The organism is Streptomyces sp. NPDC004561, from assembly GCF_053602155.1.
Window position 1 is genome coordinate 1 of record NZ_JBSGDB010000267.1, and the last position, 12,159, is coordinate 12,159.

Here is a 12,159-nt window from a genome sequence, read left to right on the forward strand (position 1 = left end):
GTCCTCTGTGCCTGGTGGATCAGGGGGCCGGTCAGCCCTGGGCCAGCCACAGGTCGGGGCCGAAGACCTCGTAGTGGATGTCGGCCGGGGCCACGCCCTTCTCGATCAGCTGGCCGCGGACGGCGCGCATGAAGGGGAGCGGACCGCACAGGTACGCGCGCGTGCCGGGCTCCACGGTGACGCCGGACAGGTCGACCATGCCGGTGCGGGTGCCGGGCTCGGCGTCCCGCTCGTAGAAGAAGTGCACGGACGCGTCCGCGAGCTTCGCCGCGTACGCCTCGTGGTCGTTGCGCAGCGCGTGGTCGGCGGGGGAGCGGTCGCCGTGGACCACGGTGACCGGGGCGCCGTGGCCGTCGAGGGCGAGCGCGCCCAGCATCGCGACCATCGGGGTCACACCGATGCCCGCGGAGGCGAGCAGCAGGGGCCGGCCGGCGACGTCGTCGAGGACCAGGTCGCCGTACGGCTCCGACAGCTGGACCACGTCGCCGGCCCGCACGCTCGCGTGGAGGTGGCTCGAGACCTCGCCGTCGGGGGCGTCGCCGCCCTGGACGCGCTTGACGCTGAACTGGCGCACCGTCTCGCCGCTCGCCCCGGAGAGGCTGTACTGCCGGATCTGCCGGGCCCCGTCGGACAGGGTCACGCCCACGGAGACGTACTGGCCCGCGCGGAAGTCGCGCACCGGACCCCCGTCGACAGGCCGCAGCCGGAAGGTGACGACGTCCGCGGTCTCCTCGACGCGCTCCGTGACCTCCCACTCGCGCCAGCCGTTGCTGCCGCTCTCCTCGTACAGCCGCTTCTCGATGGCCATCAGCGCGTTGGCCATCAGCCAGTAGACCTCGTCCCAGGCGGCGGCGACCTCGGGCGTGACGGCCTCGCCGAGGACCTCGACGATGGCGGCGAAGAGGTGCTTGTGGACGACGTCGTACTGCTCGGGCGCGATACCGAGCGAGGCGTGCTTGTGGGCGATCCGGCTCAGCATGGCGTCCGGCCGCTGCTCGGGGTGCTCCAGCAGGTGCGTGGCGAAGGCGGCGATGGAGCCCGCGAGCGCCTGCTTCTGGGCGCCGGAGGCCTGGTTGCCCCGGTTGAACAGGTCCCGCAGCAGCTCGGGGTGGGCGGCGAAGAGCCGGGCGTAGAAGCGCTCGGTGATCTCGCCTATCGCCGCGCCGACGGCGGGAAGGGTGGCGCGGACGGTGCCTGCGGACTGCTCGGTCAGCATCGGGGACTCCTTGCAACTCGACTGATCAAAACCGTAGGAAAACTTGCATCTGAGATGCAAATTAAGAGCACGTGTCGTCCCTCACGTCGGGCGCGAACCGGCCATTACGGATGTCGGTCCCAGCAGGCAAGATGGGCCACAGAGCAGTACACCTGCCGTACGAGAGGCGTTCAGGCCGAGGACGCTCGGGCGATCAAGGTCCGCAACGCGCACGAAATGGTGTTGTGGTGGGATGCTCAGGTGCCCGACCGCCTCCTGCGGGACCCGGGACCGGCGGCCTGACCAGCAAGGATGGGGAAGCGGAAGATGGACAAGCAGCAGGAGTTCGTGCTCCGGACCTTGGAGGAGCGCGACATCCGGTTCGTACGCCTGTGGTTCACGGACGTGCTGGGCTTCCTCAAGTCCGTCGCCGTGGCCCCCGCCGAGCTGGAGCAGGCATTCGACGAGGGCATCGGCTTCGACGGCTCCGCCATCGAGGGCTTCGCCCGGGTCTACGAGTCCGACATGATCGCCAAGCCGGACCCCTCCACCTTCCAGGTCCTGCCCTGGCGCGCCGAGACCCCCGGCACGGCCCGCATGTTCTGCGACATCCTCATGCCGGACGGCTCCCCGTCCTTCGCCGACCCGCGCTACGTCCTCAAGCGCGCCCTGGCCCGCACCTCCGACCTGGGCTTCACCTTCTACACCCACCCGGAGATCGAGTTCTTCCTGCTGAAGGACCGCCCGCTGGACGGCACCCGCCCCATCCCGGCCGACAACTCCGGCTACTTCGACCACACCCCGACCAACGTCGGCATGGACTTCCGCCGCCAGGCGATCACCATGCTGGAGTCGATGGGCATCTCGGTCGAGTTCTCCCACCACGAGGGCGCGCCGGGCCAGCAGGAGATCGACCTGCGCTACGCCGACGCCCTCTCGACGGCCGACAACATCATGACGTTCCGGCTGGTCATGAAGCAGGTCGCGCTGGAGCAGGGCGTGCACGCCACCTTCATGCCGAAGCCGTTCTCGGAGCACCCGGGAAGCGGCATGCACACGCACCTGTCCCTCTTCGAGGGCGACCGCAACGCGTTCTACGAGTCCGGCGCCGAGTACCAGCTCTCCAAGGTCGGCCGCTCCTTCATCGCGGGCCTGCTCAGGCACGCGGCGGAGATCTCCGCGGTCACCAACCAGTGGGTGAACTCCTACAAGCGCATCTGGGGCGGCTCCGAGCGCACGGCCGGCGCCGGCGGCGAGGCCCCCTCGTACATCTGCTGGGGCCACAACAACCGCTCGGCCCTGGTCCGCGTCCCGATGTACAAGCCCGGAAAGACCGGCTCCGCGCGCGTGGAGGTCCGCTCCCTGGACTCGGGCGCGAACCCGTACCTGGCCTACGCCCTCCTCCTGGCCGCCGGCCTGAAGGGCATCGAGGAGGGCTACGAGCTCCCGCCGGGCGCCGAGGACGACGTCTGGGCCCTCTCCAACGCCGAGCGCCGCGCGATGGGCATCGAGCCCCTGCCCCAGAACCTCGGCGAGGCGCTGACCCTCATGGAGTCCAGCGACCTGGTCGCCGAGACCCTCGGCGAGCACGTCTTCGACTTCTTCCTGCGCAACAAGAAGTCGGAGTGGGAGGAGTACCGGTCCGAGGTGACGGCGTTCGAGCTGCGCAAGAACCTGCCGGTGCTGTAGGCGCAGGTCGGGGCGGGTTTCCGCCGAGACGATCCCTTGGGGCCGACGGTCACGGACCGCCGGCCCCGCGTCGCGCCGGCACGGTCAGCGGTCCCGGTGGTACGGCCGCCGGGGGGTCGGTCCCGGGGCCGGGTTCGGTGGATCGGGGCCGGTGATCCGCCGTCGTGACCGGTGCCTGATTCGGCTCGTTTTCGCGCGTCCGGTCGCCGGTGCCGGACGGCGAACCGGCACGGTCACGCGTCCCGGCCGTACGGCCGCCAGGGGGTCGGTCCCGGGGCCCGTTCGTCCGTCGGGCCGGTGTCCGCGTGCTGCGATACGCTGGGCGAAAGCGTCTGTGCCCGGCGGTCCTCCCCCGAAGGAGTTCGGCCGTGGCGGCCGGGATCCCCGCCGGAATCCGGCGAGCGCGCCGCATGTCCGTGAGCGGGACATCAACTCGAGGCGTGCCACGGGCCGTTGTCCTTCCCGGGTCGGGTCTCCCGTAGGTCGGTTCCCATGGACCTCAACACCATCACCGAAGTAGTCCGGCGACCGTCCGACCGGCCGGGCGCCGACTGGCACGAGGGCGACGCCTGGCTGGCGGGCGGAACCTGGCTCTACTCCGTGGAGCAGCCGGACCTGCGCCGGCTGATCGACCTGACGGCGTTGCGCTGGGAGCCCCTCGTCCTGAGCGACGAGGGCCTGGAGATCGGCGCCACCTGCACCATCCGGGATCTGTACGCCTTCCCCTGGCCGAGGGACCGGACCGCGGGCATCCTCTTCCGGACGAGCTGCGAGGCGTTCCTGTCCTCGTTCAAGGTCTGGAACGCGGCGACGGTCGGCGGCAACATCTGCATGTCCCTGCCCGCCGGCCCGATGATCACGCTGACGGTGGCGCTCGAGGCACGGTACGAACTGTGGGCCCCCGACGGTTCCGTACGCGTCGTCGACGCCCTCGACTTCGTCACGGGCGACCACCAAAACATCCTCGCCCCCGGCGAGATCCTGCGGCGCGTCACCATCCCCGCGCACGCGCTGCGCAAGCGCTCCGCGCACCGCCGCTTCACCCTCACCCGGCTCGGCCGGTCGACGGTCTTCCTCGTCGGCACCCAACGGCTGGACGCGAACGACCTGTTGCTCACCGTCACCGCCGGCACCACACGGCCCGTCCGGCTCGCGTTCGACACCATGCCCGATGCCGGGACCCTGCGGCAGAGCGTCGACGCCGTGCCGGCCGACGTCTGGTTCGCCGATCCCAACGGGACCCCCGACCACCGCCGCCATCTGACACGGCACTTCGCCGAAGAGATCCGCCGCGAACTCCTGGCTGGGGACCTGCCATGACCTACCTCGTCAACGGCAACGGATTCGACCGGGAACCGGCCCCCGGCCAGTGCCTGCGCACCTTCCTGCGCGAACTCGGCCACTTCGGCGTCAAGAAGGGGTGCGACGCGGGCGACTGCGGCGCGTGCACGGTGTGGCTGGACGGGGAACCGGTGCACAGCTGCATCACCCCCGCCTTCCGTGCGGACGGCCGTGAGGTGACCACGATCGAGGGCCTCGGCCGGTCCGGCGCACCGCACCCCGTGCAGCGGCGGTTCGAGGACGCCCCGGGGTTCCAGTGCGGCTTCTGCACCGCGGGGATGATCATGACCTCGGCGACCTTCACCGAGGAGCAGAAGGCGGACCTGCCGCGCGCGTTGAAGGGCAACCTCTGCCGCTGCACCGGCTACCGGGCGATCGAGGACGCCGTGAAGGGCGTCGGCGCGGTGGAGACGGCCGCGCCGGGCAGGGCCGTCGGGACGAGCGTCGGCGCGCCCGCGGGCCGGGACGTGGTGACCGGTCACGCCGAGTTCACGATGGACACCCGCATCGACGGCATGCTGCACCTGAAGGTGCTGCACTCCCCCCACGCCCACGCCCGGATCGTCTCGGTCGACAGGAGGGCCGCCCTCGCCGTGCCCGGCGTCCACCGGGTCTACACCTGGGAGGACGCACCCCGCAGGCACTTCACCACGGCCATCCACACCGACCACCTGGTCGACCCGGACGACACCCTCGTCCTCGACGACACGGTCCGTTTCGTCGGCCAGCGCGTCGCCGCGGTGCTCGCGGACACGATCGGGGCGGCGGAGGAGGGCTGCCGGCGGCTCGTCGTCGAGTACGAGGAGCTGCCGGCGGTGTTCGACCCCGAGGAGGCGATGGCCGAGGGAGCGCCACAACTGCACGGCTCGGCCGATCCCTTCGTCCGCGATCCCGTCCACAACGTCCTGCTGGAACTCCACTCGCACATCGGCGACGTCGACGCGGGGTTCGCCGCGGCCGACGTGATCCACGAGGGCACGTACTTCTCGCCCCGGGTGCAGCACGGGCATCTGGAGACCCATGGCTCGATCGCGTGGATGGAGGACGGCCGGCTGAACGTCCGCACCAGCTCGCAGTCGCCGTCGATCGCCAAGGTCAAGCTGGAGTACCTGTTCGCGCTGCGCCCGGACCAGCTGCGGGTGTTCTGCAAGCGCGTCGGCGGCGGCTTCGGCGGCAAACAGGAGGTGATCACGGAGGACCTGGTCGCGCTCGCCACCCTGGACACCGGGCGGCCCACCTGCCTGGAGTACACCCGTGAGGAGGAGTTCACCACCGCCTCCCCGCGGCATCCGATGACCCTGACGGTCAGGCTCGGCGCGAAGGCGGACGGCACGCTCACCGCCCTCCAGGTGCGCAACGTGTCCAACACCGGCGCCTACGGCAACCACGGCGGCGAGACCGTGTACGCGGGCGGCGCCGCCGTCATGATCTACCGCTGCGCCAACAAGAGGTACGACGCGTACTCCGTGTACACCAACACCGTGCCGAGCGGGGCGCTGCGCGGATACGGGATGACGCAGCCCGCCTTCGCCGTGGAGTCGGCGATGGACGAACTGGCGCGCGCCCTGCACCTCGACCCGCTCGAACTGCGCCGGCGCAACATCGTGCGGCCCGGTGAGCCGCTGGTCGCCCTGCACGACGGCCCCGACGACGTGATCTTCACCGAGGACGGACTCGGCAGGTGCATCGACCTGGTGGGTGAGGCCCTGGCCCGTACGGCCGGCCGGCCGCCCCCGGGCCCCGAGTGGCTGGTGGGAGCCGGCGTGGCCAGTTCCCTGCACGAGACCGCGCCCCCGACCGAGCACCTCTCCGAGGCCTGGGTCACGCTGGGCGACGACCTCGTCTACGAGCTGGCCGTCGGCACGGTCGAGTTCGGGGAGGGCACCTCCACGGCCCACGTCCAGATCGCGGCCGACCAGCTGGGCACGACGCCGTCGCGGATCCGTCTGGTGCAGTCCGACACGGACCGCAACGGATTCGACACCGGCGCCTTCGCGAGCGCGGGGCTCTTCGTGGCGGGCAACGCGGTCCTGCGCGCGGCCAACGCCGTGCGCGACCGCATCCTGGAGTTCGCCGCGGCGCACACGGGCGTCCATGTCGTGCTGTGCTCCATGGACGACGACGGTGTCGTCTGCGGGGACCGGCGGGTGCCGCTGGCCGAGCTGGTCGCGCTGGCCCGGGCACGCGGCATCCGGTTCACCGCCGCGCGCAAGGCGTACGGCTCGCCCCGCAGCGTCACCTCCAACACCCAGGGGTTCCGGGTCGCCGTCCACCGGGTGACGGGTGAGATACGGATCCTGTACAGCGTGCAGGCGGCCGACGCCGGGGTGATCATCAACCCCGCGCAGGTCCGTGGACAGGTGGAGGGCGGGGTCGCCCAGGGGATCGGCTTCGTGCTGACGGAGAACCACCACGTCGACGCGAACGGCGTCATGACCAACCCGAACTTCCGCAACTACCGCATGCCCACCTACGCCGACGTCCCCCGCACCGAGGTCCTCCTGGTGGACTCGGCGGACTCGGTGGGGCCCGTCCGGGCGAAGGGCATGGCGGAGTGCTGCATCAACCCGGTGGCCCCCGCGCTCGCGAACGCGGTCCATGACGCCACGGGCGTCCGCTACCGCGCCCTGCCGCTGACTCCGGAACGGATCTACGGCCGGCTCCACGCGCGGCAGCCGGTGCCGGCGGGCCGGACGCCATGAGCACCGGAGGGAACCTGGCCGCCGCCGCCACGGCGATCATCGGACAGAAGGTCCTGCCCGGGAAGGAGAAGGAGTTCGAGTCGTGGCAGGAGAACCTCAACGCGGCCGCCGCCTACTATCCCGGGTTCCTCGGCGCCGAGGTCTCCCCGCCCACCGCCGTGCAACCCGACTGGGTCGTCGTGTACCGGTTCGACTCGGTGGCGCATCTGCAGGTGTGGATCAACAGCGCCACCCGGCAGACGTATCTCGACGTCGGCGCCGGGTACTTCGACGGCCCGGCGACCCAGCAGGTGGTCAGCAGCGGCACCAAGTCCCTGGATCCGCTGGTGACCGTGGTCGTCACCCACCGCGTCCACCCGAACCAGGTCGACGACTTCCTCGACTGGCAGCACCACATGGTGGAGGAGGAGAGCAAGTTCGAGGGGTTCCGCGGGACCGAGCTGTTCCGTCCCATCGAGGGGCTCCAGGAGGAGTGGACCACGCTGTACCGCTACGACAGCGCCGAGCACCTCGACGCCTGGCTGACGTCGCCGCAGCGGCAGGAGGTCCTGGCCGCGGGCGAGAAGTTCAACGACTTCCGGCTGCGCACGATCGACAACTCGTTCGGCAGCTGGTTCGCCTTCCAGGGCAACGGCGGGGAGGCACCGCCGCCGCCCTCCGAGACCAGGACCTCCCTCGCCGTGTGGGTCGGCCTGTACCCGACCGTCGTGCTGCTGACGCTCGCCCTGCTGCCGCTCAGGCTGCCGCTGTGGATCGGCCTGCTCGTGGGCAACCTGCTGTCCAGCTTCATCATGAGCTTCCTCACGATGCCCTACTACGTGAACCCGCTGCTCGGGCGGTGGCTGCGCCCGCCGGAGGGGGAGCGGGCGGTCGGGTCCGACCTCCGGGGCCTCGGCGTGATCGCGGCGCTGATGGCCTTCTGGGCCGTCGTCTTCTACCTCGTCACGGTCCGGTTCTGGACCCTGCCCTGACCCGGCGCCTCAGCCGGGGAAGGCGGCGGACACCGCGGCCGGCGCGATTTCGCGCGGGGCGCCGGAGCCGTCCGCGGGGACCGTGTACAGGTCCGCGCCGTAGTCGCCCGGCAGGGCGTAGACCAGGGTGCGGCCGTCGCGCCAGACCGCCTGGTCGTCCACGCTCCTCGGCTCGGCGAGCGGGGTCTCCCGCATGGTCCGCAGGTCCAGCACGTACAGGTGCCAGGGGGCGTCCTTGGGGAGCCCCTCGACCCGCTTCTTGTAGGCGATCCGGGTGCCGTCGGGCGAGAGGGACGGGCACTCGACGTTCTCGTGCAGGGTGGTCACCGTACGGGCGCGCAGGTCGCCGCGGACCAGATAGGTCTTCCCGCCGGCCGCCAGGGTGGCGTAGAAGGTGCGGTCGTCCGCCGCGAACGTCACGCCCCAGAAGTTGGCGTCCGAGGCCCGGTACGGCTGCCCGTCCCTGACGATCCGGAACGCCTCCAGCGACGGGATCAGCGCGCCGGTGCGGGTGTCCACGATCGCCGTGCGCGTGGAGAAGTTCGTCCCGGCGTACGAGTCACCGCCCACGAACGCCGTCCAGGCGGCGAAGTGCCCGGTGGGGGAGACCCGGGCGCGGGAGGGGATGCCCGGCACGTCGTAGTGGGCCCTGGTCCGCAGGCGCGCGTCCAGGACCAGTGCGCGGTACGTGTCCGAGACGGGACCGTGCACCGCCTGGAGGCACACACCCGTACCCGAAGCCGCGTAGAACCGCAGGCACTTGACGCCGGAGGCGGTGCGCGGCCCGGAGGGATCGCCCGCCGGGACGGACGTCATCTCGTCGCGGTGCGGGCCCCACGCCATGTTGCGGAACACCATGCGTCCGGGGTCGCGCAGCGTCACCGCGCCCGGCGTGACCGTCGGCCCGCCCGCCTGCGTGTGGTCGCGGCGGTCGGCCCGCGCGGAGGCGTGCAGCACGGACGCCACCCCGACCGCCGCCAGCACGGCGACGGCGGACAGCAGGATCAGGATGCGGGTGCGTACCGTCACGCGGTCACCGGGCCTTTCGGGCGCAGGGTGAAGGAGAAGAGCGCGCAGGCGGCCAGCGCCACCACCGCGCCCGTCAGGGCCGCCCGGTCGCCCCACACCGTCCAGGCCGCGCCGAACAGCAGCGAGCAGGCGAACCGGGCCAGCGCCTGCCCGGTCTGCACCAGGGCCAGCCCCGACGAGCGCAGCGCCTCCGGCACCCCGTCCGAGGCGGCCGCCATCAGCACGCCGTCGGTGGCCGCGTAGAAACCGCCGTGCAGGGCGAGGACGACGTACGGCAGGGCCGTGCCGTGCCAGGAGGTGAGCAGCAGGCCGTAGGCGAGCAGCAGGGCGCCGTGTCCGGCCAGGAAGACCGTCCATCTGCCCACCCGGTCCGCGAGCCGCCCCAGCGGCACCGCCAGCAGCAGGAAGGAGCTCGCCGTGCCCAGCGGCAGCAGCGCGAACCAGCGGTCCGGGACGCCGAGCCGGTGCTGGAGCAGCAGATAGACGAAGGAGTCGCTGACCGTGGCGAGGCCCAGCAGCAGCGCGCACACCGTGATGCGCCGCAGATCGCGGCCGCGCAGCAGCGCCGCCGCGCGGCGCGGACCGGGCCGCTCGGCCGGGACCGGGGCGCCGCCCCGGCCGCCCGGTACGAACAGCACCAGCACCAGGACGCCCAGCACGGCCACGCAGAAGCTGACGGTGAACACGGCGTCGTAGCCGTCCACGGTGGCCCTCAGGATCAGGAAGGCGACCAGCGGCCCGAGCAGGGCACCGGCCGTGTCCATCGCCCGGTGCACCCCGAAGGCCCGGCCCCGGGACTCGGCCGTGCTGGACAGGGAGATCAGCGCGTCGCGCGGAGCGGTCCGCAGCCCCTTGCCCGTGCGGTCGGCGGCCAGGACGAGTCCGATCGGGGTGAGCGAGTGGGCGACCAGCAGCAGCGGCTTGCACACGGCCGAGATGCCGTAGCCCACCCCGGCGACCCACTTGTGCCGGCCGCCGCCCCGGTCGGCCAGATGCCCGCCCACGAGCCGGACGAGGGCGGAGAAGCCGTTGTAGACGCCGTCGAGCAGGCCGAAGCCCAGCGGTGACAGGCCGAGCCCTGTCACCAGGTACAGCGGAAGCACCGCCGTGACCATCTCGGACGACACGTCGGTGACCAGGCTGACCGTTCCGAGGGCGAGCACGGTCGGGGCGAGCGCGGCACGGCGCCGCCCGGCCACTGGCCGGACGGCACCGTCCGCGGACGCCGATGCGGGGGAACTCGCGCGGCTGTCCGCTACGTACACGTCAGGACGCCCAGATGCCGGTGATGTCCTGGGCGGAGGCCGCGTTGCCCGCGTGCGTGCTCAGGCCCTGCGTGTCCTCCAGGGTGCGCAGCAGGTCGTAGTGGTTGTACGTGGTCGAGGAGCTGGACCCCGGGGTCACGGGCTGCCCGTAGAGCACGGTGGGGATCCGGTTCCCGCTCAGCCGGTTGTCCTCGTCGAAGGTGACGACCAGCAGGCTGTTGTGCGTCTTGGCCCAGGTCGCGTACGCGCCGAGGTTGTTCTTCAGCCAGGTGTCGCCGGTCGACACCGAGCAGTCGTGCATGTCGCTGCACAGGTTGGGCGTCACGAACGACACCTGCGGCAGTGTGGAGTAGTCGGTCGGGAACTGCGCGAACGTATTCGCGCTCGACGTCGGCACGTTGCTGAAGCCGAACCACGGGTTGTGCTTCTGCGCGTACTTGCCGCTGCTGCACGTGGTGGAGCCCTGGCTGGGCAGCGACTCGTTGTAGCTGGCCCAGGTGCGTCCGGCGGCGATCGCCTCGGACGCCAGGTTGGGGGCCGAGGAGAAGCCCGGGGTGACACAGCTGTCGTCCGTCACGCCCTGGGTGGAGCCGGAGAACAGGGCGTAGTAGTTCGGCTGGCTCGGGTGGGTCTCGGCGTACGACTGGGTCAGATTGGCCCCGCCGGACTTGAGCGAGTTGATGTACGGGGCGCTCGAGGAGCCGATGACCTGGCTGTACGCATGGTTCTCGAAGACCACGACGACCACGTGGTCCGGGCTGGGCACGGCGCTCGCGGCGTGCGCGGACTCGCCACCGAGCCCGGCCCACAGCCCGGCCGCGGCCGCGGCGAGAGCCGCTGTGGACGCCACCACGGTACGGGCACGGCGGTACACGGAACTGCCGGACACATCAACCTCCGAGTGGGGGTGGAACGGGGCTGGCGGTGCGGACAGAGCATGCACACGCCAATATTCCCGCGGCCCACGGAAGCCAACCCCGCGCATGAAGAGCGGGTGAACTGCTGGGTACCCGCTCCCACATGGCGAACATCCTCATCGGCACCTGCGGCTGGACGGACCCGGCGCTGCTCACGAGCGGCTGGTATCCGCGGGGCCACCGCGACACCGAGGGGCGCCTGCGCCACTACGCATCCCGCTTCCCCCTGGTGGAGACGGACTCGCCGTACTACGCCCTCCCGAGCCCCCGCACCACGCAACTGTGGGCGGAACGCACCCCCGACGGCTTCCGCTTCGACGCCAAGGCACACTCCCTCCTCACCGGCCACCCCACCCGTCCCGCCGCGCTGCCCGCGGACCTACGGGGCCACCCCCGCGACGAGGGCCTGCTGAACGAGGTCTGGACCCGCTACGCCGAGGCCCTCGAACCCCTGCGCCGCGCGGACCGGCTCGGCACGCTCCTCTTCCAGTACCCACCGGCGCTCACCCCCGGCCCCGAGGCCGAGGCCTTCGTGCGCGCGGCCCGCGAACGGGCCCGCGACTGGCCCTTCGCGGTGGAGTTCCGCCACCCTGACTGGTGGCGCGACGACCGCACCAGCGCGTTCCTCACGGACCTGGACGCCACCGCGGTGGCGGTGGACACCCCGCAGGGCCTGCCGGCGTCCCTCCCGCCGACCGCGTCCGTCACCACGCCCCGCCTCTCGGTCGTCCGCTTCCACGGCCGCAGCCCCCACTGGGGCACGGGCACCAAGGAGGACCGCTTCCGGCACGCCTACACCCGCCCGGAACTGATCGAGTGGCTGCCCCGCGTCCACGCCCTCGCCGCGGCCACCGGCGAACTCCACCTCCTGTTCAACAACTGCTGCGGGGACGCGGCGGTCCGGGCGGCGCAGACCATGCGGGACCTGCTCACCACCGAACTGCCGCGCCAGGCGGGCGAGGACGGCCGGGACCGCCCGGCCCCCGTCCCCCGACACCGGGACCGCCCCCCCCCCCCCCCCCCCGCCCCGCCCCCCCCCCCCCCCCCCCC

9 protein-coding genes are annotated in these 12,159 nt (G+C 71.9%); 5 read left to right on the plus strand and 4 right to left on the minus strand.

From position 1 onward, the window contains the following. Positions 1 to 31: 31 nt before the first annotated feature. Positions 32 to 1,216 (minus strand): globin domain-containing protein, encoded by a 1,185-nt coding sequence (locus tag ACWEN3_RS28915; protein ID WP_452976584.1) that lies wholly within the window; start codon positions 1,214 to 1,216, stop codon positions 32 to 34. A 306-nt stretch (positions 1,217 to 1,522) separates the two neighbouring features. Here ACWEN3_RS28915 and ACWEN3_RS28920 point away from each other — a divergent pair, with 306 nt between their 5' ends. The 4 genes from ACWEN3_RS28920 (at position 1,523) to ACWEN3_RS28935 (ending at position 7,898) form a co-directional block, all read left to right on the plus strand. Further along, positions 1,523 to 2,884 (plus strand): glutamine synthetase family protein, encoded by a 1,362-nt coding sequence (locus ACWEN3_RS28920; protein ID WP_452976586.1) that lies wholly within the window; start codon positions 1,523 to 1,525, stop codon positions 2,882 to 2,884. A 492-nt stretch (positions 2,885 to 3,376) separates the two neighbouring features. After that, positions 3,377 to 4,204 carry an FAD binding domain-containing protein gene (locus ACWEN3_RS28925; protein WP_452976588.1) on the plus strand — a complete coding sequence of 276 codons (828 nt, stop codon included), beginning with the start codon at positions 3,377 to 3,379 and terminating at the stop codon, positions 4,202 to 4,204. Further along, positions 4,201 to 6,927: a molybdopterin-dependent oxidoreductase gene (locus ACWEN3_RS28930; protein ID WP_452976590.1), complete on the plus strand. Its 2,727-nt coding sequence runs from the start codon at positions 4,201 to 4,203 to the stop codon at positions 6,925 to 6,927. Before ACWEN3_RS28925 ends, ACWEN3_RS28930 begins: the two co-directional genes overlap by 4 nt. Beyond that, entirely contained in the window at positions 6,924 to 7,898 is a 975-nt protein-coding gene (locus ACWEN3_RS28935; RefSeq protein WP_452976592.1) for an antibiotic biosynthesis monooxygenase, read from the plus strand. The genes ACWEN3_RS28930 and ACWEN3_RS28935 overlap by 4 nt, the downstream gene beginning before the upstream one ends. A 9-nt stretch (positions 7,899 to 7,907) precedes the next feature. Here ACWEN3_RS28935 and ACWEN3_RS28940 read toward each other — a convergent pair whose 3' ends face one another. From ACWEN3_RS28940 to ACWEN3_RS28950, 3 genes are read right to left on the minus strand one after another with little or no spacing between them, the layout of a single operon-like run. Continuing rightward, positions 7,908 to 8,927: a TolB family protein gene (locus ACWEN3_RS28940; protein ID WP_452976593.1), complete on the minus strand. Its 1,020-nt coding sequence runs from the start codon at positions 8,925 to 8,927 to the stop codon at positions 7,908 to 7,910. Further along, positions 8,924 to 10,192 (minus strand): MFS transporter, encoded by a 1,269-nt coding sequence (locus ACWEN3_RS28945; RefSeq protein WP_452976595.1) that lies wholly within the window; start codon positions 10,190 to 10,192, stop codon positions 8,924 to 8,926. The genes ACWEN3_RS28940 and ACWEN3_RS28945 overlap by 4 nt, the downstream gene beginning before the upstream one ends. A 1-nt stretch (position 10,193) precedes the next feature. Beyond that, positions 10,194 to 11,081 carry an alkaline phosphatase family protein gene (locus ACWEN3_RS28950; protein ID WP_452976597.1) on the minus strand — a complete coding sequence of 296 codons (888 nt, stop codon included), beginning with the start codon at positions 11,079 to 11,081 and terminating at the stop codon, positions 10,194 to 10,196. 131 nt (positions 11,082 to 11,212) lie between these two features. On the opposite strand from ACWEN3_RS28950, the gene ACWEN3_RS28955 reads away from it, so the two are divergent. Further along, a partial coding sequence (locus ACWEN3_RS28955) for a DUF72 domain-containing protein (protein WP_452976599.1) occupies positions 11,213 to 12,159 on the plus strand: 947 nt, incomplete at its 3' end.

Excerpts from the sequence above, each read along its gene's own strand:
- ACWEN3_RS28935 (WP_452976592.1), top strand. The coding sequence starts at position 6,924 with ATGAGCACCGGAGGGAACCTGGCCGCCGCCGCCACGGCGATCATCGGA.
- ACWEN3_RS28920 (WP_452976586.1), top strand. The coding sequence starts at position 1,523 with ATGGACAAGCAGCAGGAGTTCGTGCTCCGGACCTTGGAGGAGCGCGAC.
- ACWEN3_RS28925 (WP_452976588.1), top strand. The coding sequence starts at position 3,377 with ATGGACCTCAACACCATCACCGAAGTAGTCCGGCGACCGTCCGACCGG.
- ACWEN3_RS28930 (WP_452976590.1), top strand. The coding sequence starts at position 4,201 with ATGACCTACCTCGTCAACGGCAACGGATTCGACCGGGAACCGGCCCCC.
- ACWEN3_RS28915 (WP_452976584.1), bottom strand. The coding sequence starts at position 1,216 with ATGCTGACCGAGCAGTCCGCAGGCACCGTCCGCGCCACCCTTCCCGCC.